Below are 20,922 nucleotides of genomic sequence, written 5' to 3'. Positions count from 1 at the left end.
ATACGCTCCGCATCCGTGCCGCCTGAACTGGCACGCGACAAAAGGAGTTGTCGAAACCCATGCTATCACCTGCCCCACGCATTCTTATCACCCGCCTTAGTGCCCTGGGCGATACGGTCCTTACGCTGCCGGTACTGTGCGCGCTGCGCAAGGCGTTCCCGTCGGCGCAAATTGGCTGGGTTGCTGAGCCAGCGGCCTCGAAGGTGCTGGCCGATCGTACCGATCTCAACTTCCTGTTCACCGTGGAAAAAGGGTGGCTCACCAAGCCGGTCGAAATTAATCGGCTGCGGCGTGCGCTGTCCAGGCACAAGTTTGAGATTGTGCTCGACGTCCAGGGGCTGACTAAGAGTGCCGTCGCCGGTTGGCTTTCGGGACGGAAGCATCAAATCACCTTCACACGCGGACAATCGCGCGAAGTGGCTCCGAACCTGGCTGGCGTGCGTATTGCCCCCACGGCGAAGTACATTGCCGAGCGTTATCTCGAACTGCTCGAGCCGCTGGGAATCGAGAATCCCAGGCTCGAGTTCCAAATGCCATACGACCCGGTCGCCTACCAGGCAATGGCCGGCCGAGTGCCGATGGTGGCAAGTGGGCGTTACGCGGTGCTGAACGTCGGGGCTGGATGGTTCTCGAAGACCTGGGTGCCGGCCCGTTTTGGCGAGGTCGCGGCCGACCTGTTCATGCGGTACGAAATTCCCAGCTTGTTGCTGTGGGGAAGCGATACCGAGTACGCCTATGCCGAAGAAGCCGCTGAAACGGCTCGCTCGATCGCCCCGCACAGCGTCACGATTCTGCCCAAGATGTCTATCGCCGAAATGAAAGAGACAATCCGGCATGCTTCGCTACTGATTAGCGGTGATACAGGGCCGCTGCACTTCGGTGTGGCCCTCGATACGCCGACGATTTCGTTGTTCGGCGTCACCAAGGCAGAGTACTATAGTCCTTGTCGCGGCATCCACCGGACCATTCAAAACGTGTACGATCCTCTTTCCTGCCGCAAAAGAAGACGGGCCGGAAACGACGCCATGCGGGCAATTCCGACGGTGGACGTCCTGAGCCAGGTAGACATCCTGCTCAATATGCGGCATCCTAAAGCTGCGTAACTGGACTTATTCTGTGCCCCAACCGAGCCTCACTTTGCCGTCCGAACCGCAAGAACAACGGATCCCGCTTTGGAGTACGCTCGTCGCTGGAATGATTGGCGTGGTCGCGATTGTCGTGATGCTCGCTCTCAACGGTGGCGGCGACCCGGCACCTCCGGTTGCCAACGTGAATGGCCCCGAGGACCTTTCGCGCTACCTTCCCTTTGATGGGGAAAAGGCCTACCAGCATCTGAAGGATATCTGTGCGTTGGGGCCACGCGTCAGCGCAACCCCAGCGATGCAGAAACAGCAGCAGATGATCGAAGATCACCTGACCCGGCACGGGGCCACGGTGGTACGGCAATCTTGGGAAGTTCGCCATCCGGAAACGGGCCAGCCGGTCACGCTGACGAACCTGTTTGGCCGCTTTCATCCTGATCGGACGGAGCGAATTCTACTCTGTTGCCACTACGATACGCGTCCCTATGCCGACGAAGACCCGGACAACCCCAAGGCCCCGTTTCTGGGGGCCAACGACGGAGCAAGCGGTGCCGCGGCACTGATGGAGTTGGCCAGGCACCTGGGGCAGGTCGATACCAGGTACGGAATCGACCTCGTGTTCCTAGATGCAGAAGAGTTCATCTTCGACAAGGAACGCGATCCGTTCTTTCTCGGTTCGACCTATCTTGCCCAAAGGTACCGCAACGGCGATATCAATTTTAGGTACAAGTGGGGCATCTTGCTCGACATGATTGGGGACAAGGACCTGCAGATTTACCAGGAACGCAACAGTCTGTCCTGGAAAGATACCCGGCCGTTGGTTCTCGATATCTGGCGCGTCGCCAACCGGCTGAATATTCCGGAATTCGTTCGCAGGCCACGACATACGATTAACGACGACCACGTCCCCTTGCACGATATCGGCGGGATTCCGATCATCGATATTATCGATTTCGACTTCCCAAGCCCGGGTTATGGACCAAAATATTGGCATACCCAGCAGGACGTGCCTGAGAACTGCTCGGCCGCATCGTTGGCCAAGGTAGGAAAAGTGGTGCTGACCTGGCTGCAGGAAGTGGAATAAACACGCCGTACTCGAATCGGGCGGGCTATCGCACATGCTCTTCGCCACATCACTGATCGCTTTCATTCTGATCGTCGTTGCCTGGATGATGAACTCGCAGCATCAGCACACAGTCAAGATGGTCGAGAAGCACACCGACTGGGATGACCGCAAGCGGGAGTTTCTGCTCGCGCAAGTACGCCGGCGGACGAAGGTAACGCATACGATTGTGCTGATCGCCGTGGCCTTTTTGTTCAGCAACATTGTCCCGCTGAACATTCTGTACGTGCTGTACTGGGCATGCGTTTCTCTGCTGCTGTTGCGGATTGTGGTTCTGGCTGGGCTCGATGGCTTTGCGACCAAGACCTACATCCTGGCCCTTCGCGATCAGCGGATCGCCAGTCGCCGGGCCCTGGAAGAAGAAGTGCGACGGTTGCGCGAGGAAAAGCCCCAGGCCGGTACGCACCACGAAGATTAGGCTTTGTGACAGGTCACAGGCTGTGGAAAATATTTACGTGACACGTGAATATTTCGATGGGACAATAGGGGCACAAGGTCGATACCTCTTTTCCCTGCCTGGAGTTCCCCGCTCATGCTCATTCGCCTGTTACTGCTCTCCCCTGCCCTGTTGTTGTTTGCTGGCTCCCTGGCAGCTGAAGACGCCAAGCAGCCAAGCTTTGCCAAGACGCAACTGACCGAGGAGTACTTCGCCGAAGGTGCTTCCGTTGGGGATTTCAACAAAGACGGCACGACCGATATCGTCTGTGGCCCCTATTGGTTTGCCGGCCCCGATTTCCAAACCAAGAACAAGTTTTACGACGGCAAGGAGTTCCCTAACGATCGGGGCTATTCAGATAACTTCTTCTCGTTTGTCGATGACTTCAACGGAGATGGCTTCGACGATGTGCTCGTTGTCGGTTTGCCGGGCACGCCAGCCCATTGGTACGAAAACAGCCAGTCTGGTGAAACTTGGAAGAAGCACTTCGCGTTCCCAGCCGTCGACAACGAAGCGCCGACCTTCCTGGATATCACCGGAGATGGCAAGCCGGAACTGGTATGTCACTTTGAGGGGCAGTTGGGCTATGCCAACCCCAGCCAAAAAGATCCTACGCAGCGCTGGGTATGGACCCCCATTTCCGAAAAGCAGGGTTGGGGCCGCTACCAGCATGGACTTGGTGTGGGGGACATCAACGGTGACGGTCGGCAAGACTTCCTGATGCCAGAGGGTTGGTGGGAACACCCAGAGAACTGGGATGGGACCACTCCTTGGAAAAAGCACGCGTATCGATTTGCTCCCGGCGGAGCAGGCATTCATGCGTACGACCTGGATGGAGACGGCGATAACGATGTCGTGACCAGCCTGCATGGGCATGGCTATGGTCTGGTGTGGCACGAACAGACCAAGGGGGAAAACGGCGAGATCCAGTTCACACAGCACGAGATCATGGGCACGCCTGACAAGTCGGCCAGTGAGCTTGTTTTCAGTCAGCTTCATGCGGTGGAAATGGCCGACATGAACGGGGACGGTTTGAAGGACATCGTCACCGGCAAGTGCTATTGGGCACACAACGGGCACGACCCAGGTGCGAAGGATCCAGCGGTGACGGTCGTCTTCCTGACCAGTCGCTCTGACAAGGGAGAAGTCAGCTTCCAGCCACTGGTTGTCGACAACAACAGCGGTACCGGTCGCCAGCTCACGCTGGATGACGTCAATCGCGACGACAAGGTCGACATTGTTGCCGGGAACAAAAAGGGGACTTTCCTGTTCCTGTCTAAGTAACTTCTGCGTTTTTCATGCGACATTTTGCCGCCCCTTCAAAGAGGGGCGTGCTTCATTGCTGACACGTCAGTCGACAGGGTGTAACGCATTCGGTCGGTTGACTTTACGTCGTGCTTCTACAGCGGCAACTTTTTGGGCTGTAATTGGGTTGCTAAGGCATTCTGAGGATTCCGTCACATTGACAATTGTCAATGTCGAAGGATAATTCGCACCGATAGGCTATGCTTTTAGGGCCGTCAAACCGCCCAACGCCCACCTTTGGAATTCTTGCCATTTTTTTTCTATATCTGTTCGCACGAGAAGAGTTGTCCATGAAGATGACGTCGAAACGCTCGGCTTTCACATTGGTCGAATTGTTAGTTGTGATTGCCATTATTGGCGTGTTGATTGCTCTGCTGCTGCCGGCTGTTCAGCAAGCCCGTGAGGCTGCTCGGCGAATGAGTTGCTCGAATAACTTCAAGCAACTTGGCTTGGCGATGCATAACTATCACGACACGCACAATTCGTTTCCAGCCTCGGCCTATACGCCGGCTGATGATCCTGGCTACACCTATCGTGCGTACAGTGCGTGGGTTCAGATTCTGCCGTTTATCGAGCAAAACTCGCTGCATGATCAGCTAGTTAGTTCGTCAGACCGCTTCAAAATCATTTGGCAGAGTGTGGCCCAGCGGAATACCAAGGTCGATGCCTTTCTGTGCCCGTCCGATAGCGCTTATCCCTCCGGAAGCCCAGGGTGCAATTACGGCGTGAGTGTTGGCACGACCCGCAGCTACGACAGCTACAGCAATCAGAACGGGATGTTCCGCGGTCCGCAAAAGGATCACACGAAGCCTGGCGTCGAAACGGCAATGCGAGATATCACCGATGGTCTGAGCAATACGTTGATGCTTACCGAAGGGCTCGTCGGCGACAACAATGACACCAGTTTGATGAATGGAAACTCATCCGAACCGCGTAAGGGTTCGACCGTTAGCTGGAACCAGTTCCCTACGCAAGCCGATCTCAATACTTTCGGTCAAGCTTGTGCAGGCATCACCGATCACAATGGGTCGAATGGCCAATATTGGATTACGGGGCTTCCTTCGCAGACGATCTTCAACACGCTTGCTCCGCCGAACTGGCAGTATCCGAACTGCCAAACCAGCGGTAGCGGTTTTGCCTCGGATCGTGACGGGGTCTACGCACCTCGCAGCCGACACCCAGGCGGCGTTCTCGTATCGGTTGGTGACGCTTCAGCTCGTTTCATTCCAGAAACGATCGATCTGGCGACCTGGCAGAATTTCGGCGGTCGCAGCGATGGCAAAGTGATTCAATTGCCGTAGTCAAAGGGCTTCGTTGGAAGTCACTTGTTGATGGCGAAAATGCTTCTGAACCAGCGGCGTGCAACGAAATTTGCTCGCCGCTTACGGTTTCTGTCTTGCCATTATTTGCCTGCCCAAATTCCCCCTAAATCAATTCAAGGACTTATCTCATGTCGTCACTATTGCGATTGGCGCTATTTGGCATTCTGGTCTCTGCCGTATTGGGTTGCGGCCCTGGCAGCACGCCGGTTCCCGAAAACACGACACCTCCTGCCGAACTGATTCGTAAGGATCTTCAGTACATCGTTGACTCGGGCCAGGTGGGAAGCGAGATGATGACCATCCAATCGAACATCACACGCATCGGTGAGGAAGATCCCGACAAGGCTGCCAAGTTGCAGGAAGATTACAACCAACTGGAAAAGGCACGAGGAAACCAAGCCCGCTCCATTGCCAAAAAGATGATGGAAAAGCTGTAACTCATTGTTACGGTCGAATGTTCGACTGGTGGTTCTGGTTCTACTCGTAGAACCACTCGATCGGTAAACGCTGGGTGTTGGTGACTGCCAAGCCGTTATTCTCGCGGCGGTCGCCGGCACAGTAGGCCAGCACGGCATGGCCATCAATAAAGTCTAACGCGATATAGCAGTACCAGCCGGTGGGCTTGTCTTCCAGCGTTTTGACATGCTGCCACGTTTTTCCGTTGTCTGAGGAGATCGCCGATCGTAGCGGCGTTCTTTTGCCGCGAAGCGAAGCATCGATATCGGAGTGATCGTTCCAGATCAGCAGCAGGTCTCCGGTCGAAGGAATACGTTCGATCGTAGCCGGCGATAAGGGGGAGATCATATTGGAAGGCTCAAGTTGCGACCAGGTTTCTCCTTCGTCACTACTGAATGAGATGAACTGGCTACCGGCATCGGTGCGACACCACATCAGTAGCCGCCCATTGCTGAGTAGCACGACGCCAGGTTCCTGCGTCATCACGTCGCGATCATTCCGCTTCGGAGGGCGTGGTGCCGCGGCACTTCGCTTCCATGACTTGCCAGAATCATCCGAGTAGTAAACGAGCATCGCCCCGGCGTTGTTTCGCTTGGGCATCCCCGGCCCGACATGCTGCGAGACAGGAGCGATGAGCCGGCCACTTGGTAGCTGCACGACGCGATCGTTATTCAGAATGTAATAGCCAATATCTTGGTCCGAGATCATCCCGGTCGCTTCCCCCCAGGTGACTCCTTCGTCGGTGCTGATCCTCATTTGCGGGCGACAATCGTCTTGGGCATTCTTACGCAGGTAAAACAGCGCCAGTCGGTCGTCGGCGAGTCTCAGCAAAGATACTGACATCACGTTGAGTCCCCCTTCATTGGGGACCACGATTTTGTCTTCCTTCGACCAGGTCGCGCCGCCGTCGTGCGAAATGCGGCTGGCCAGATGCGCCTTGGCATGGTCCCCTGCCCCGCCAAAGAAGTGCGTGTAGATCAGGAGGACATCACCATTTTTCAGCTGAACGACGTCCCCTTCACTATTCCGCGGGTTGCCAGGCGTTGGTGGCAATACGACTTGAGAGGGTGGTGTCTCTGCTTTCACCGCGGATGAAGCAAGGACAAAAGCGATTAGCGCCAGGATGGCGATAGTGGATCGATTCATTGAGCATTCTCGGAAAAGGCAGGTGCGTGGCGGTGGGCAGGGAAAAACTATCTTAACGCTTAAAATAGCTCGAGCAAACAATGAATCGAGAACCGATTTCGAGCGTTTTTTGGCGTTGCTTGTCACATCCGAAGCAGGTCCCTCGTCTGGTTAGGTGAAGTGAGGCAGCTTGTTCAATCAGAAAAACGAGGAGACGATCATGGATATGCAAGATGCCAGGACAGCCCTGGAGGAGTTCGGTCAGCACTACGACTATGATACCGGTTACATCATTCAACTGTTGGAAGACTCGCCGCAAGCGTACCAGGCTTTCGCGGCCGCTCAGGCAATGCCCAACGTGCACAAGGCGTTGCCGCTGGATGCGTTTTTCGTAGCGAAAACGACCGTCATGAAAACCGAGGATTGTGGTCCGTGCTTGAACTTAAGTCTGAAGATGGGGGCCGAACAAGGAATCGATCGAGAACTGCTCAAGAAGGTCGTGAAAGATCCGCAGTCGCTACCGCAACATTTCCGCGATATTCACGATCATGCCATGGCCGTGATTCGCAACGAAAACGACGACGCCGACCGGATGGAGCGAATTCGCAATCACTACGGGATCGAAGCATTTGCGGAACTGGCCGTGGTGATTGTCGGCTGCCGGATTTACCCGACGCTGAAGCGTGCCATGGGGATGGCCAATCACTGTGAACTTGCGAAACTGGACTTCTAGCTTTCGCCGTTTATTGGAAATGGGGCGAACACCCTTTCGGTTGTGGAGTCAGCGCGATGGTAACCGGCGATCAGTTTGAATTTCTGCGACAGGATCTGATTGGTTTCTGCTATCGGATGCTGGGAAGTCTGCCCGATGCGGAGGATATCGCCCAGGAAGCGTATCTCCGCTGGGAACAAGCCGGGCGACCGGAACTCGATTCGCCACGAAGCTGGTACCTGCGCGTTTGTGCCCGGCTTTGCTTGGATCGCATCAAGTCGGTTCGTTACCGGCGCGAGCAGTATGTGGGGCCATGGCTGCCAGAGCCAATGCTCGATGATCACGCTGATCGCGTGGAACTGGATGAAACCATTTCGATCGCTCTGATGCTGACGATTGAGCGTTTGAAACCGGCCGAGCGTGCCGCGTTCATCTTGCACGACCTGTTTGGTTACGAGTTCCAGGAGGTTGCCGACATCCTGGGATTGGAAGCGGCAAATTGCCGGCAACTGGCCAAGCGAGCCAGGATTCACCTGCGCGGCGAGAAAACACGAAGTGGGGCCGATCCCGCAGGGATCAAGCGAATCGCGGATGCGTTCTTTCAGGCCGTGAACGCAGGCGACCTAGATGGCTTGCGAGATGTGCTGACGGAAGATGTCGTCCTGCATGCCGATGGCGGTGGCAAGGTGAGTGCTGCTCGCGATCTGATCGTTGGTTTCCACTCGGTAACCACCTTCATGATTCGTGTCTTTCGCAACGCTCAGCATAAGCATCAGCAGGAGATCACCTTTCGCCCTGCCTGGTTCAATGGAGCCCCAGGCGTGGTGAGCTATCAGGGTGAAGCGATCATTGCCGCCTATCACTTTGAAGTGATCGACGGCAAGATTGCTTCGCTGTTTATCTATCGGAATCCAGACAAGCTGGCGATCTTCGGGCAAGCCTCGGCGAGTTAGTTGGACGTGACCTGGAAGGAAAAGGAATTGTCATCCGATTCTTTCACGGTCGCTGTCAACTCCGTTTCTTCGTTGTACTTCTTGGGGATGATGTTCACGTACGAAGGTTCCGCGTCGGCACCGTACATCTTGGTGTTTCCTGCTTTGGCGATATAAGACCGGATTTCGACCTTCCGATCGCCTGCGAGAACTTCGCCTGAGAACTTCCCATCGGCAACTTTCACGGTATCGCGAATTCCTTCGGCAACCGAAACAAAGATGACTTCGCCTGACGGCATCGGTTTGCCGTCGAGGGTGACTTCTCCTTGAACGGGAAACGATTTTGGAATCGGGGGGCCACCGTTGCAGCCGAGGGAAATCAGCCCCATCAACAGCAACGCCGTTAGCACAATGGACGATTTATTCATGGTATTTCTAGTGAGTTTGAAAAGAACCAAGGGCAACACCTTGCTCGGTGTTGCCCTGCCAGGCTGAAGAAGAGCGAATGACTAAGGAAGATTCACGACTTGTCCGTCGTCGCGCGTCACAAGACGAGCTAGAATATCCATCGACATCGTCTCGGGAAGAAAACGGACCGAACCATCGGCCAGCAAGGTCATCACGCCCCCTGGATGCGCCGAGACCAGCGGCGTGTTGGTGCTGGCGTTGTCGCAGATGCCATCGGAACCACAGTTGCCGGGCCAGTCTGGCCAGCCGGTGCCCGGTCGTTTCTTTTGATTAATGGGATAGCGAATGGTGACTTGGTTGAAGGTTCGCAGGTCGCCGCCGTTGCCGACTTTCGGTGGCGTGCTCGCCGTACGCCAGCCGATCATCCAGCCGTGGCGAGCACTGCTGCGATAGTCACTTTTCGTACCATTTGCGGTGATGAGGAAGTCACTGATTTCGCCAATAACGGCCGTATTCGATGTTCCATCAGTGATCGATTCCAGGCCGAGCTTGCCACTGGGGGTCATTACGCCGCCGCCGCTGGCAATTCCACCAGAACAACAACCGGTTGACGAAGCCGGCGTATTATATCGGCTTTCGGTGTAACCGGGGATCAGACCATCGACCGCACCCGAGATCGCTGCATAGCTGGCAGCCATGATAGGACCATTGGAGTGCGGGCTGACGCAGAACTCGTCCAGCGGCGAAGAAGGACATTGATAAGCGTCGATCAAAACGTTCTTTGCGAAACTCGTGTTGTTCGTTGCATCCGTTCCCCAGCCAGAGCTACCACTAAGGTGGAATTTATCGAACAGGGAATTCTGCTCGATGAACGGAAGCATATAGACCATCCAAGAGCTTCCCCATCCGCTTGTCCCGGTATTCGTTCCGAACGGAATTTGATCGGAGGATCCACCGGGCGGAACATACCCGTAGGTATCGTGGAAATTGTGAATTCCCAGGCCCAATTGTTTCATGTTGTTACTGCACTGCATTCGCCGGGCAGCTTCACGAGCTTGCTGTACCGCAGGTAGCAGTAAGGCAATAAGTACGCCGATAATTGCGATGACGACTAGTAGTTCCACGAGCGTGAAACCAATCCGGTTCCCTGAATTGCGACTGTGAATCACCATGCTGAGACCTCGATCCAATAGAAATAAAAAAGATAAGCGAGCTATTAAATCCTGACCTTAACTTGGTTTTATCGCCCCGTAAGAGTGGGGTCAATGAATATTTCTAAGGTATTCGGGACTAATTGTGCCGATTTAGGCCTCGATAGATCAACGTCAGCTAATGTTACCGTAGGAAGAAGTTGACAGGTGTGCCCGATATGCGTTGGGGGGCGTCTGTTTCGGATAGAAAATTTAGTCGGTTTTCAGCTTTTGTTTCTGGTGGATCCGAAGCGACCAAGAGACCGCAGTACGCGGCCTCTTGGAAAGATTCAATAATGGGCTTGTGAGTTAGTCTTCAATCGGCACGGTATAGCTGATTGCTCCGATGGGTGTGCCTGGTTTGGCTTCGGCGTACTGTTCGTGGCACATGATGCACTTCTGCATAACGACAGGAACTGGCGTGGCCGAGCGGAGGTAGCGTTTGCCCTCTTTTTCAATCACGGTTTCGTAGCCTGGTTTGCCGGCGAGCAGTGCTTTGATGGCGTTCTTCTCGAACTCATCAGCCGGGGCGTTTTCGGGGTTATATGGCTCTTCCGTTGCATCGAGCAGACGCACGCTATGCCACCCCTTCTCTTCCGCGGATGCGAACAGCTTTTTGAAAGCAACGCCCGCGGGCATGTCGTCATCGTCGTGAACGTAGTTCTCGGTGATGAGCACGATGCCCCCTTTGTAGATGTCGTCGATCATTAGAACGGTCTTCCGTGCCCTTTCCACGGGAGCGTCCTTTTCAGGCGATTCGCCGCGACTGATCGAAAGAAACGAGATCGACACAACGGCCGCCAACAACGCCCATGAAACCGCCTGGGACGTACGCATGAGGGAACTCCTGGTAAGAGGCAAATAGGGAATAAAGCGGACAGGTTCAGGCTGGGGCACCTAAATAGGACTATATTGTCCGCTTTGTCTTGCCCAGTCTATGGCGACCTAAATAGGATGTCAATGTCTTATTTGAGGTGGGCAAAAAAAGAGGCCGCACTTTGGCGGCCTCTTTTCTGAGTGAAGATGGTCTTCGTGGCGGTACTTAGTCGTTGACGTACGTTTCCAGGAAGCGGGCAAGCTTCTGGAAGTCGCAGCCTGGTTCGATGTGGCGAACGACCGTGACGAGGTTGTCTTGGTCGACCAGTTCGGTGAAGTCGACGTACTGCAATTCGAACTGCCCCTTGGCCGAGACCATCACGCCGTTCAGTTTCTTTTCGACCAGGGCACGGTAAGCACCAACGCCCAGTTGGCTGCCCAGGATCACGTCGTAGGCCAGCGGCTTGGTGCAGCGCGACTCGTAGCCCAACTGAATACCGGTGACCTTACGGCTGCGGCCGGTCTTGTCTTCGTAGGCTTTGGCAACCCACTTGCTGAATGTACGGCCCAGCTGAATATCGGTGATGGCAATGTGACCGTGGTCGTCGCGGGCAACGCCTTCCAGGTACGATTCCGGCAGCATTTCGGCCAGGCCTTCGGCAAGTACGATCACGCCGAACTCTTTGCCTTCGGCTTCCCGGGCCAGCATAGTTTTGACGATGCGATCGACCACCTTCGGGACGTTCATCGTCTTCTTGATCTTGCCCCCTTCTTCCCATTCCTTCTCGACGTAATCGCCGGTGATGTCTTCGACGCTGATCACGAGCGAGGCTTCCCCAGCGATCGCGGCACCGTAAGCCAACCAGCCAGCACTACGACCCATGGCTTCGCACAGGAAGTAAGCCTTGGAGGCTTCGCCGTCGTACAGCAGCGTGCGGATTTCGGTGGCCAGGAAGTCGACAGCGGTGAAGAAGCCGAAGGTGAAGTCGATGCCGTTGTAGTCGTTGTCGATCGTCTTGGGCAGGTGGACGACCGGCAGCTTCTTGCTACCTTCTGGCAGCGTATCTTGGAACATCTTGAACTTGTTGGCCGTCTTCAGCGTGTCGTCTCCGCCGATCGAGATCAACGCGTCGATACCCAACGAGCACAATGCGTCGTAGGTGGTCTGGAAGGCCTGGCAGCGCTGCTTGTCCTTCAAGTGGTCGGGGTGCGAGATCGCCTTGCCGGGGTTGGCCCGGGCGGTGCCGATCATGATTCCCTGCTTGGCACGGCTACGGCTGAGGACCTTGTGGTTGAGGATGATGTAATCGCGATCCTCTTCCATTGGGCGATCAGGACCGAACTGCATCAGGTTCGAGTAGCCATTCAAAACGCCCACGGCCTCGATACCAGCTCGCAGAAACGAAACGGCCGCGGTCGAAATCACGGCATTCGCAGCGGGTGCTGGACCGCCAGAAAAAAGGATCGCAACGCGCTTGAAGTTGTGTGCAGGCTGTTCAGGACGGGAAAGGCTGTTGGCCATGATCAAAATCCATTGGGGAATCAAAAGCAGAAAGTTGTCTGAACCGCTGATTTTATGCGTTATGGGGTGCTTTTCAACCTAACCACAGTCTGGGTGGGGTGCGGTTTCAAGACTTCCCTCTCACCGGCGATTTCGCGGGCGCTACAGTTACGTTAAAGGGGCAATCCTTGTCTTTGGTAACTTCGTAAAGAGAACGGTACCGATCAGTCAGCGCGAAATTCATTTCGATTGGCGGGGACGAACGCAATCGATGAGGCTGCTCGGCGGGCAACGGAGCATGACGGAAATTTGTCTTCGTTCCGCATCGTATCGGCTGCGGTACGATCATCTCGCGTGATCGGCAGCCCAAATTCTAGGGGGTGTGATAGATCATGATATCCGCTTGATATTGCGGCAAGTTTGCATGGAAGTTAAGCAAAGAATACGTGCAGGCGGCATCCAAGGGAGTTTCTACTTAGTGCATTTTGAGCAGCCGAGAATGCCCCAGCTTCTTTGATTTCCCAAAGAATCGACCAGTTTTGAGTTGCCTGATGACTGTTTGGGCTAGGTGCTTCTGTGGAATTGGCACACCCGCTGCTTTCTGTGATTGCGTCTTGATCAGTGATATTCCCGTGAGCAGGAAATGCTCACATCAAAAAATGTCATCATGGGAGATCGATGGATGAGGTCATTTGGGGTCAGAAGACACGGGTTCACGCTAGTCGAGCTTTTGGTAGTCATTGCCATTATTGGCGTATTGATCGCGTTGCTCTTGCCGGCAGTTCAGCAAGCTCGTGAGGCCGCGCGTCGATCAGAGTGCACCAATAATCTCAAGCAGTTTGGTCTTGCCCTGCACAACTTTGAGAGCGCTCATCAGGAAATCCCAGGAGGCGAATACTCGGTCGCCGAGTATTTCTCGCCGCATGCGATGATGTTGGGCTACATGGAGCAGACGGCCATCGGCGATCAGATCGACCTGAAGACGGGGGTTTTCAGCGATCCGAACCTGACCCTGAGTTTTCATCAACCCCCAGGGTTTGCGTGCCCAAGCGATCCGTTTCCCGCCGAAGGCGTTGGCCAGGGAGCCACTAGCTACCACTGCAACTGGGGAAGTTGGGTTCATTTCAACGGTTGGGATGGTGTCTTTGGTCCTCAGGCCGACGGTGAAGGTAGTTCCTCGGCCAAGCGGCTGAAGCCATTAACTTTTGGCAGAATCACCGATGGTTTGAGTAACACGGCGGCCTTTGCGGAAGTTGTGATTGGAGCCAATTCGTCAGGCGGCGGAAAGAACCGCTTCGATGCGTTTGAGATCAGCATGCCATCCGGGACGGACTTTGCCAGTGCTCGTGGTGAATTGATGCAAATCGATTGGGAGCCGCTCAATATACCTTGGTCCGGCGATTGGCGTTATCGCGGTATTCCTTGGATGGAAGGCTCTGTCTGGCGAACCGGCTACAACCATATTCTGCCACCCAATAAGCCAGCGTTTGTTCCAGGCGATTTCAACAAAATCGTTTCGCCAGCAAGCAGTTATCATCCCGGCGGAGCCTTGGCTGTGCTGTGCGATGGTAGTGTGCAGTTCTTTCCTGAGACCATTGATGGCGATGCGTGGAAAGCCTACGGCACGCGTGATGGCAAAGACCTTAACGCCCAAAATTGATCGGCCCGCGAGTGTTCGCCAGTTTCGTTATCCCGCCTATCACTAGAATTCAAATGAGACATTACCGCATGAAGAGCTCACTGCGATTGCTGCTGCACAAGTCGATCGTTGTTCTTGGATTACTTAGTATTGCTACCTGTACGACATTGGCCGGTTGTAGCAAGCCGGTTGCCCAGCAAAAGGAATTAACGCCGGAGTCGAAAGAGGAACTCCGTGCCGAACTCAAGAAGCGAGCCGCGCGAGAACAAGAAGGTCTTTAACCGATCCCCCCCCCTCTCATGCTCGGCCAGGCAATCAACCTTGGTTGCTTGGCCGAGCGTGCTTTTCTGTGGGACGAAAGCTTACCGTTTGCCGAATGTGGCCTGGTACATCGTTTCAAGCTCATCTGCCGACAGGGCCCGTTTATAAACGGCCAGGCCTCCCAACTTTCCGCCGAAACCTTGCTTCAGCATGGGTTTCTCGGCTTCGGGATAGTGGGGCCAATTGGGAAGGCATTGGCGAGCGACGGTGAAGTCGGCTCCCTCCTCTTTCCCATCGAAAATCGGCTTGTTCCAGGGAAACGGATTGAAGCCAGGGTGTTCGTCTAGCTTGCCATTCACGTACACACGCAGGAACTGGTGATCGTAGGTGTAGGCGATCATCGTCCACTCGCGTTTGGGTAGCTTCGTTTCGCCGGAAGCGTACGAGAAGCAAAAAGGCTTGCCCGGTGTGGCACCACCGACATCCGATGCGTAGCCGTGCGTTTGGTGCCTGGCCGGAATCCGGTCCATCGTTTCAAAATTGGTTTGGCTGGCGGCACAGGTAAACAGAGCGTATTGCCGCTTAGCGTCCCTTTCGTTCCACATGCCGGCGATGTATTGCCAGTTGGCATCACTCTCGCGTTCAATCCACGCGACGATCGTGACTTCGTCCTTGTTGCGAAAGTTCAACGCTGGGCAATCTTCCCGCGGCAATAGTAGCCATTGTCCTTGCCGGATCTTCAGGCTCTTGCCGAAGATGCCTTCTTCAGAGTGATCGATCGGGCCATTCTGCGGCTTCAGCACATAGGCCTGTGAACCAGTGCTGATATAGCCGCCATCCGATTGCTTTTGAAAATCCCAGAAGCAAACCAGCCCAGGTCGCTGGACCACGGAAGGGGAAGCTTCCTGGGCAATGCTCGCGGAAACGATATTTAACAACGCAATTAGACTGAAGAGGCGAAGCAGCATTGATTTCGGCGAGTATGAGTAGTTGCAGGTGATGTCGTGAGTTGACAATTGTAACCCGCACGCCTGCCGAAGTTCCACCTACTTTACAATCTCGTCTCGTAGCCCATCCATCTTGCTGGCTTCAGCTCCTTGCGGGGCTTTGGGCCATGGAGTTTCGCCTGGGGCCCATTCTTTGGGCTGCGTGGCCCGGACGGCTTCGACTTTGTCGATCAGCCACTGCGGAATGTCTTTCTGTTCCTGCTCGCCATAAACGTAAGGAAGCGGAGGATCCATCAGCAGCGGCTTGTCACCCAGGGGTGGGCGTTCCTTGCCAACGACATCGAGACGCTCGGTTAGCTCGGCGACCAGTCGCGGATGCTTGATCGCGATGTCGGTTTGCTCGGCAGGATCCTGGGCAATGTTGAACAACATTTCCCCCATCAGCTTGAAGTCTCCGCGACGAATCGTCGGTAATCTCACGCTACCGGCGACATCGTAGATGATCTCGTTGCGAGGGCTCTGTTCGCCGGAGAAAAAAGCCCCGGTCATGTCGAGCCCATCGATTGCACGCTCTTGCTTGTGATTGCCGCCGGCCACCGTGATGAAGGTGGGAAAGAAGTCGGCGATGAAAAAGAGGCCGTCTTTCGATGTGCCCGGGGCGACATGCCCCGGCCAGCGAATGACACACGGCTGACGAACGCCTCCTTCGAAGGTTGTGTTCTTTGTGCCGCGAAACGGTTTACTCATTTCTTCTAGCACAGGACCGTTGTCGTTGGCGAAGACGAACAGCGTGTTCTCCTGGAAGCCGTTCTTCTCGATGGCCTGTTCAATGCGTCCCAGGGCCTTGTCGAAACTTTCGAGCATGGCGTCGCGGACGGCGTCGGCGTCATTGGGGTCTCCTGGGAAGCCGGGCGGAGGATTCAAAGGGCCGTGGACCGCATTGAATGCAACGTACATAAAGAACGGCTGGTCGTTTCCTTGACGAGACTCGATCAGACGTACGGTTTCATCGGCGATCAAATCGGTTGAGTAGCCATCTTCGTCGACCGGCTGTTGATTGCGATGCCAGTCGTAAACGGCATATCGTGCTGGGGCGTTGTGTACGATCGTTTTGTTGTAGTAGTCGATTCCCCAGGCATAGTGCCCGTATTGGTAGTCGAAGCCCTGCCCCATCGGAAGATGCTCTGGTAGCCACTCGCCCAAGTGCCACTTGCCCAGCAGTGCCGTGAAGTAGCCTGCTTCTTTCAGGGCTTCGGCAATGGTTCGCTCGTTGGTGTCGAGGGCATGAATGCGCCGGGTCGGCTCGCCACTTTTAGTATGGGCCAGTTCCAAGCCCAGCTTGGCGAGATAACTGGGTTTGCCAAAGTCTTCGGTTCGCCAATCGCTCCAGGTCCGAAACGAGTAGCGGCCGGTCAAGAAGGCCGCGCGTGTCGGAGCACAGACGCTATGCGTGTAAAACTCGTTGAGCCGCATCCCTTCCGCGGCCAGCTTATCCATGTTCGGAGTAAGCGAGGCTTCTTCCGGGTGATTGAAGCCTGGTTGATTCCAGCCCATGTCATCGGCCAACACGAAAATGATGTTCGGACGACTGCCAGGGGCATCGGCAAACGCGACGCTCACGAACAAGGTGGAGGTGGCAATGGCAAGCAGAAAGAAGAGTCGACAAGGAAGCATGAACGATACCAAATCGCGGCTAGATGGGTGGGAATCGACGAGATGCCTATTTTCGCAGGTTCCACGCGAAATTGAAGACAAAAGTCGCGGTGCAGTAGAGAATTACCACGACTAGAAGAGTACGTTACATCCAATTGCTGATTTAGTTGAAATTCAACAGCAATCGTTTCGGTAGTACCGGGAACCGCTTTGCGCGACTTGCCTATTCAAGTCGCGCAGCGTGCTGATTACGAGAACCAGGTTCGTTCGACGAACGTGGTGTCGATCTTCCCTTCGGCGAAGGCTGAGTGGTTCAGCACCTTCTTGTGAAAGTTCGCGGTCGTCGTGACACCATCGGTGCGGATTTCGTCGAGTGCCCGCAGCATGCAGCGGATGGCTTCTTCGCGCGTGTTACGATGGACCAGCAGCTTGCCGATCATCGAATCGTAATGCGGAGGAACGGTGTAGCCACTGTAGACGTGCGAATCGAAACGAACGCCAGGGCCGCCGGGGACGATCAACTGGTTGATCTTACCGGGGCAAGGCATGAAGTTCTTGTCGGCGTCTTCGGCATTGATACGACATTCGATCGCCGCGCCTTGCAACTTGATGTCTTCCTGCTTCCAAGGCAGCGGCTCGCCGGAAGCAACGCGGATTTGAGCCTGGATCAAGTCGATGCCGGTAACCATCTCGGTCACGCAGTGTTCGACCTGAATACGGGCATTCACTTCGATGAAGTAAAAATTCTCGTCCTTGTCGACGATGAATTCGACCGTACCGGCATTCTGATAGTCAGCCGCTTTGATCATGCGCACAGCAGCCGCACAGATTTCGTCTCGGGTCTTTTGCGAAAGGTTCGGAGCTGGGCTTTCTTCGATCAACTTCTGGTGACGACGCTGCGTGCTGCATTCACGCTCGAACAGGTGCACTGCATTGCCGTGATGGTCGGCGATGACCTGAACTTCAACATGGCGCGGATGTTCGACGTACTTTTCGATATACACACCGGCGTTGCCGAACGCGGCACCGGCTTCGGTTTGAGCCTGATTGAGGGCGTTCTTGAGCACCAAGTCGTTGGCCGCCACACGCATACCACGACCACCACCACCGGCGGTGGCTTTGATGAGAACGGGGAAACCGATCTCGTGGGCGATCTTCAGGGCTTCATCTTCGTCCTCGATCAAACCAGCCGAACCAGGCACAACCGGCACATTGGCTTCGCGAGCCATGCTGCGGGCCGTATTTTTATCCCCCAGCTTGGCCATCGCTTCCGGCGTGGGGCCGATGAAGTCGATGTTACAGCTACGGCAGATATCGTTGAACTCGGCGTTCTCGGCCAGGAAGCCGTAGCCAGGGTGGATCGCTTCGACGTTGCCAACCTCGGCCGCGCTGATGACGCGATCGATCTTCAAATAGCTTTGGGCGCTTTTGGCAGGTCCCACGCAGTAAGCTTCATCGGCTAGTTTCAAGTAGGCGGCGTCACGGTCGGCTTCGCTGTAGATGGCGACCGTTTCAATGCCCAGTTCTTTGCAGGCGCGAATGATACGAAGAGCGATCTCGCCGCGGTTGGCGATCAGAATGCGGTTGTACATGACGTCTGATTCCTCGCCACTAAGCGCGAGGCTAGATGAGGGTGGAGTTAGCCTTGCGGATCGACCATGAACATTGGCTGGCCGTATTCAACCGGTTCTTCGTCCTTGACCAGAACCTTGACGATCTTGCCGGAGACTTCGGCTTTGATCTCGTTGAAGACCTTCATCGCTTCGATGATGCAAACAACGGAGTCTTCCGAGACGTGATCGCCAACGCGGGCAAACGAATCGGCATCCGGTTTGGGCTTCGAGTAGTAGGTGCCAACCATGGGGCTCTTGATGGCAATCAGGTGGGAATCGGCAGCCGGAGCTTCGCCGCCACCTGAAGATGCCGGAGCAGCAGCCGTTGGTGCCGGTGCGAACTGCATGGGAGCAGCATGCATGGGAGCAGGAGCGGCATAGATTGGAGCCTGACCACCACGCTTGAGCGAGATTTTCTGGTCCCCTTCGCGAAGGTCGAGTTCGCTCAGGTCGTGCTGTTTCATCAATTCAACCAGCGAGCGAACTGTCTCGACGTTGAATACATTGCTAGAAGTCGATTTGGAATCGGACATTCGTTCTCTCCCACGGGATCATCCGCTAGGGGAATATGGTCATGTTGTATTTTGGCAAAGCTTTACAGCGTAAGGGATAAGGGTAGGTTTCGTCCAGATGGGTAAGCCGGGAGAAGATTTGACAGACTTCTTTGGCGTAGGGGACAATTAGTTACCCTATTGCTGGGGTACTGGGCCAACTGGCATATCCGAACCATTCACCTGAATTCGTAGTGGGCCTGATTTTTACGTGAACCCTTCCACCCTGATTGCTCGAATGGCCGATTTTGCCAAATTGGTTGCCCGCCATGAGTGACTTTCACGGTCCATCACTCGAGGATCTGCAAGGGGAATGGATTTGCGTGAACTTTGGTGACGACGGCCACAAAGTCCCCTTTTACGTCCCCTGGTTCCGAAAGCCGAGGGTTGTGTTTGAAGGCTACTGTTATCGAACCTTGGAGGGGGATACCTGCCTGGAAAGTGGCCGTTTCGATATCCGGCGCGGCGTCGAGTACTCGCTGCTGGATCAATTGATCGAGATGGGAGAGCACTACGGCCGTGAGCATCACGGCATCATTCGCTGGGTTGGCGACAAGCTCGAGCACTTACAAGGGCACGTTGGTTACCCCCGGCCAGCCGGTTTTCCTTACGGCAGAGGTTTCAAGTGCCACTATGCCCTGCTCAGCCGGGCACCCAGCGTCAAGCCGGAGCATCCGTTGCCCTCTCCCAAGACATGGAAAGGATAACGCAAACCGGCTTAAATCGTAATCGTCGCTTCCTCGAACGACTTGGGTACGCTCGTGAGGATCTCGTGACCATCTTTGGTGACCAGGATGTCATCTTCGATCCGGACGCCACCGAAGCCAGGGATATAGATGCCTGGTTCGACGGTAACGATCATCCCTGGTTCTAGAGGGCGATTGCTTAGCGAGTTCAGTCGTGGTGCTTCGTGGATATCGAGGCCGATACCATGCCCTAGCCCATGTCCGAATTGTTTGCCCCAGCCTGCTTTGGCAATGATGCTGCGGGCTGCATTGTCGACTTCCGACATGATGACGCCCGGCTTGATTTTGTCGATCGCTGCGAGTTGGGCCTTCAGGCAGGTCTCGTATATCTTTCGCATCTTGGCCGGGACCTTGCCATAGAAGAGAACGCGAGTCAGGTCGCTCTTGTAGAACCGGTAGTCGGCTCCCCAATCGATCAAAACAAAGCTGTCTTCTTCCATTTTGACCAATTCCGGCGTTCCATGCGGACGAGCGGCACGCGGTCCGACGCCGACGATCGGCGGAAAGCTGGTACCACGGCCTCCGTTACGTTGGATCTCATAGGTGAGCAGAGCTTCCAGTTCCTTTTCCGTTTGATCGCCGCGAAGGCCGGCTTTCAGCACGGCAAACGCCTTTTCTGCGAGAGCCACGGCTTCGCGAGTCAGGGCGACTTCTTCTTTGTCTTTGATGACACGTAGGTCCTCGACCAGACCTTCCAAGGGCTTGATCTCGACCTGAGAAAGCTTGGCGACCATCTTGTTAAAAAACTGAACCGTCATCGACTGGCTTTCGATCCCAAGCTTGCCAATCTTGGCCTTGGCGATCGTCTTTCCGACCGAGTCGAGAATCGAGGTGCCAGGCTCGCGCACCTCGAGTTTCAGGTGAGGGCATTCGTCTTCGAGCTGTTCACTGTAGCGTGGATCGCTGAACAGGATCTCTTCCTTGGCCGTTACCAGCAGGTAGCTGTCATCCCCGGTGAAGCCGGTCAGGTAGGTCACGTTCTTGAAGTTGGTGACCAGCAATGCGTCCACCCCGCTCTGCTTGATTTGGCGACGGAGCTTGGAAACACGAGAGCTCGATTTGCTGCGCGAGACTGCCATGGATTTTGCCTCAAGGTTACGAGGG

The 20,922-nt window shown here is 55.2% G+C and carries 21 protein-coding genes; 11 read left to right on the top strand and 10 right to left on the bottom strand.

Annotated features, from left to right (window positions below):
- The first annotated feature begins 59 nt into the window (after nt 1–59).
- From C5Y96_RS22355 to C5Y96_RS22330, 6 genes are all read left to right on the top strand, one after another.
- Entirely contained in the window at nt 60–1,103 is a 1,044-nt protein-coding gene (locus tag C5Y96_RS22355) for a glycosyltransferase family 9 protein (RefSeq protein ID WP_105358036.1), read from the top strand.
- A gap of 34 nt (nt 1,104–1,137) precedes the next feature.
- A complete protein-coding gene (locus C5Y96_RS22350) occupies nt 1,138–2,166 on the top strand; it encodes a M28 family peptidase (protein WP_233199052.1) in 1,029 nt (342 codons plus the stop codon).
- A 34-nt stretch (nt 2,167–2,200) separates the two neighbouring features.
- The gene (locus C5Y96_RS22345; RefSeq protein ID WP_105358033.1) at nt 2,201–2,623 is read left to right on the top strand and encodes a hypothetical protein; all 423 of its coding nucleotides are present in this window, start codon (nt 2,201–2,203) and stop codon (nt 2,621–2,623) included.
- Nucleotides 2,624–2,737: 114 nt separating this feature from the next.
- Nucleotides 2,738–3,925, top strand: coding sequence for an FG-GAP repeat domain-containing protein (locus tag C5Y96_RS22340; RefSeq protein WP_105358031.1), 1,188 nt, complete (start codon nt 2,738–2,740; stop codon nt 3,923–3,925).
- A 311-nt stretch (nt 3,926–4,236) separates the two neighbouring features.
- On the top strand, nt 4,237–5,247 hold the full coding sequence (locus C5Y96_RS22335; RefSeq protein WP_158261369.1) for a DUF1559 domain-containing protein: 1,011 nt from the start codon (nt 4,237–4,239) through the stop codon (nt 5,245–5,247).
- 149 nt (nt 5,248–5,396) lie between these two features.
- A complete protein-coding gene (locus C5Y96_RS22330; RefSeq protein WP_105358026.1) occupies nt 5,397–5,705 on the top strand; it encodes a hypothetical protein in 309 nt (102 codons plus the stop codon).
- Nucleotides 5,706–5,745: 40 nt separating this feature from the next.
- On the opposite strand, the gene C5Y96_RS22325 is transcribed toward C5Y96_RS22330, so the two are convergent.
- Nucleotides 5,746–6,870: a sialidase family protein gene (locus tag C5Y96_RS22325; RefSeq protein ID WP_105358023.1), complete on the bottom strand. Its 1,125-nt coding sequence runs from the start codon at nt 6,868–6,870 to the stop codon at nt 5,746–5,748.
- Between the two features lie 199 nt (nt 6,871–7,069).
- On the opposite strand from C5Y96_RS22325, the gene C5Y96_RS22320 reads away from it, so the two are divergent.
- Together C5Y96_RS22320 and sigJ are read left to right on the top strand one after the other, a co-directional pair.
- Entirely contained in the window at nt 7,070–7,582 is a 513-nt protein-coding gene (locus tag C5Y96_RS22320; protein ID WP_105358020.1) for a hypothetical protein, read from the top strand.
- Between the two features lie 56 nt (nt 7,583–7,638).
- A complete protein-coding gene (gene sigJ, locus C5Y96_RS22315; protein ID WP_105358018.1) occupies nt 7,639–8,514 on the top strand; it encodes an RNA polymerase sigma factor SigJ in 876 nt (291 codons plus the stop codon).
- On the opposite strand, the gene C5Y96_RS22310 is transcribed toward sigJ, so the two are convergent.
- From C5Y96_RS22310 to C5Y96_RS22295, 4 genes are all read right to left on the bottom strand, one after another.
- Nucleotides 8,511–8,921: a hypothetical protein gene (locus tag C5Y96_RS22310; protein WP_105358015.1), complete on the bottom strand. Its 411-nt coding sequence runs from the start codon at nt 8,919–8,921 to the stop codon at nt 8,511–8,513. The genes sigJ and C5Y96_RS22310 overlap by 4 nt on opposite strands.
- A gap of 81 nt (nt 8,922–9,002) precedes the next feature.
- On the bottom strand, nt 9,003–10,073 hold the full coding sequence (locus C5Y96_RS22305; RefSeq protein WP_105358012.1) for a DUF1559 domain-containing protein: 1,071 nt from the start codon (nt 10,071–10,073) through the stop codon (nt 9,003–9,005).
- Nucleotides 10,074–10,400: 327 nt separating this feature from the next.
- Complete coding sequence (locus C5Y96_RS22300) at nt 10,401–10,928, bottom strand: DUF3365 domain-containing protein (protein ID WP_105358009.1); 528 nt, start codon at nt 10,926–10,928, stop codon at nt 10,401–10,403.
- 205 nt (nt 10,929–11,133) lie between these two features.
- On the bottom strand, nt 11,134–12,429 hold the full coding sequence (locus C5Y96_RS22295) for a 6-phosphofructokinase (RefSeq protein WP_105358007.1): 1,296 nt from the start codon (nt 12,427–12,429) through the stop codon (nt 11,134–11,136).
- A 661-nt stretch (nt 12,430–13,090) separates the two neighbouring features.
- Here C5Y96_RS22295 and C5Y96_RS22290 point away from each other — a divergent pair.
- Nucleotides 13,091–14,068, top strand: a complete 978-nt coding sequence (locus C5Y96_RS22290; RefSeq protein ID WP_233199051.1) for a DUF1559 domain-containing protein — start codon at nt 13,091–13,093, stop codon at nt 14,066–14,068.
- A 68-nt stretch (nt 14,069–14,136) separates the two neighbouring features.
- Nucleotides 14,137–14,328: a hypothetical protein gene (locus tag C5Y96_RS22285; RefSeq protein ID WP_105358003.1), complete on the top strand. Its 192-nt coding sequence runs from the start codon at nt 14,137–14,139 to the stop codon at nt 14,326–14,328.
- Nucleotides 14,329–14,409: 81 nt separating this feature from the next.
- Here C5Y96_RS22285 and C5Y96_RS22280 read toward each other — a convergent pair whose 3' ends face one another.
- The 4 genes from C5Y96_RS22280 to accB all read right to left on the bottom strand — a co-directional run bounded on the left by C5Y96_RS22280 (nt 14,410) and on the right by accB (nt 19,054).
- Nucleotides 14,410–15,276 (bottom strand): LamG-like jellyroll fold domain-containing protein, encoded by an 867-nt coding sequence (locus C5Y96_RS22280; RefSeq protein ID WP_105358001.1) that lies wholly within the window; start codon nt 15,274–15,276, stop codon nt 14,410–14,412.
- Between the two features lie 78 nt (nt 15,277–15,354).
- On the bottom strand, nt 15,355–16,929 hold the full coding sequence (locus tag C5Y96_RS22275) for an arylsulfatase B (protein ID WP_105357999.1): 1,575 nt from the start codon (nt 16,927–16,929) through the stop codon (nt 15,355–15,357).
- 227 nt (nt 16,930–17,156) lie between these two features.
- The gene (gene accC, locus C5Y96_RS22270) at nt 17,157–18,500 is read right to left on the bottom strand and encodes an acetyl-CoA carboxylase biotin carboxylase subunit (RefSeq protein WP_105357996.1); all 1,344 of its coding nucleotides are present in this window, start codon (nt 18,498–18,500) and stop codon (nt 17,157–17,159) included.
- A gap of 47 nt (nt 18,501–18,547) precedes the next feature.
- Entirely contained in the window at nt 18,548–19,054 is a 507-nt protein-coding gene (accB, locus tag C5Y96_RS22265; RefSeq protein ID WP_105357994.1) for an acetyl-CoA carboxylase biotin carboxyl carrier protein, read from the bottom strand.
- Nucleotides 19,055–19,341: 287 nt separating this feature from the next.
- Between accB and C5Y96_RS27640 the strand changes: the two genes are divergently transcribed.
- Entirely contained in the window at nt 19,342–19,779 is a 438-nt protein-coding gene (locus C5Y96_RS27640; protein WP_199188761.1) for a hypothetical protein, read from the top strand.
- Nucleotides 19,780–19,790: 11 nt separating this feature from the next.
- Here the strand turns inward: C5Y96_RS27640 and C5Y96_RS22255 are convergent, their stop codons facing one another.
- A complete protein-coding gene (locus C5Y96_RS22255) occupies nt 19,791–20,897 on the bottom strand; it encodes a M24 family metallopeptidase (protein WP_105357992.1) in 1,107 nt (368 codons plus the stop codon).
- Between the last annotated feature and the right edge of the window lie 25 nt (nt 20,898–20,922).

The sequence above is a fragment of the Blastopirellula marina genome (genome assembly GCF_002967715.1).
GTDB classification, from domain to species: domain Bacteria; phylum Planctomycetota; class Planctomycetia; order Pirellulales; family Pirellulaceae; genus Bremerella; species Bremerella marina_B.
Note: the sequence above shows the minus strand (reverse complement) of the source record. Positions and strands in the feature narration are given on the sequence as shown.

Excerpts from the sequence above, each read along its gene's own strand:
- C5Y96_RS22355 (WP_105358036.1), top strand. The coding sequence starts at position 60 with ATGCTATCACCTGCCCCACGCATTCTTATCACCCGCCTTAGTGCCCTG.
- C5Y96_RS22345 (WP_105358033.1), top strand. The coding sequence starts at position 2,201 with ATGCTCTTCGCCACATCACTGATCGCTTTCATTCTGATCGTCGTTGCC.
- C5Y96_RS22340 (WP_105358031.1), top strand. The coding sequence starts at position 2,738 with ATGCTCATTCGCCTGTTACTGCTCTCCCCTGCCCTGTTGTTGTTTGCT.
- C5Y96_RS22335 (WP_158261369.1), top strand. The coding sequence starts at position 4,237 with ATGAAGATGACGTCGAAACGCTCGGCTTTCACATTGGTCGAATTGTTA.
- C5Y96_RS22330 (WP_105358026.1), top strand. The coding sequence starts at position 5,397 with ATGTCGTCACTATTGCGATTGGCGCTATTTGGCATTCTGGTCTCTGCC.
- C5Y96_RS22325 (WP_105358023.1), bottom strand. The coding sequence starts at position 6,870 with ATGAATCGATCCACTATCGCCATCCTGGCGCTAATCGCTTTTGTCCTT.
- C5Y96_RS22320 (WP_105358020.1), top strand. The coding sequence starts at position 7,070 with ATGGATATGCAAGATGCCAGGACAGCCCTGGAGGAGTTCGGTCAGCAC.
- sigJ (WP_105358018.1), top strand. The coding sequence starts at position 7,639 with ATGGTAACCGGCGATCAGTTTGAATTTCTGCGACAGGATCTGATTGGT.
- C5Y96_RS22310 (WP_105358015.1), bottom strand. The coding sequence starts at position 8,921 with ATGAATAAATCGTCCATTGTGCTAACGGCGTTGCTGTTGATGGGGCTG.
- C5Y96_RS22305 (WP_105358012.1), bottom strand. The coding sequence starts at position 10,073 with ATGGTGATTCACAGTCGCAATTCAGGGAACCGGATTGGTTTCACGCTC.
- C5Y96_RS22300 (WP_105358009.1), bottom strand. The coding sequence starts at position 10,928 with ATGCGTACGTCCCAGGCGGTTTCATGGGCGTTGTTGGCGGCCGTTGTG.
- C5Y96_RS22295 (WP_105358007.1), bottom strand. The coding sequence starts at position 12,429 with ATGGCCAACAGCCTTTCCCGTCCTGAACAGCCTGCACACAACTTCAAG.
- C5Y96_RS22290 (WP_233199051.1), top strand. The coding sequence starts at position 13,091 with ATGAGGTCATTTGGGGTCAGAAGACACGGGTTCACGCTAGTCGAGCTT.
- C5Y96_RS22285 (WP_105358003.1), top strand. The coding sequence starts at position 14,137 with ATGAAGAGCTCACTGCGATTGCTGCTGCACAAGTCGATCGTTGTTCTT.
- C5Y96_RS22280 (WP_105358001.1), bottom strand. The coding sequence starts at position 15,276 with ATGCTGCTTCGCCTCTTCAGTCTAATTGCGTTGTTAAATATCGTTTCC.
- C5Y96_RS22275 (WP_105357999.1), bottom strand. The coding sequence starts at position 16,929 with ATGCTTCCTTGTCGACTCTTCTTTCTGCTTGCCATTGCCACCTCCACC.
- accC (WP_105357996.1), bottom strand. The coding sequence starts at position 18,500 with ATGTACAACCGCATTCTGATCGCCAACCGCGGCGAGATCGCTCTTCGT.
- accB (WP_105357994.1), bottom strand. The coding sequence starts at position 19,054 with ATGTCCGATTCCAAATCGACTTCTAGCAATGTATTCAACGTCGAGACA.
- C5Y96_RS27640 (WP_199188761.1), top strand. The coding sequence starts at position 19,342 with ATGAGTGACTTTCACGGTCCATCACTCGAGGATCTGCAAGGGGAATGG.
- C5Y96_RS22255 (WP_105357992.1), bottom strand. The coding sequence starts at position 20,897 with ATGGCAGTCTCGCGCAGCAAATCGAGCTCTCGTGTTTCCAAGCTCCGT.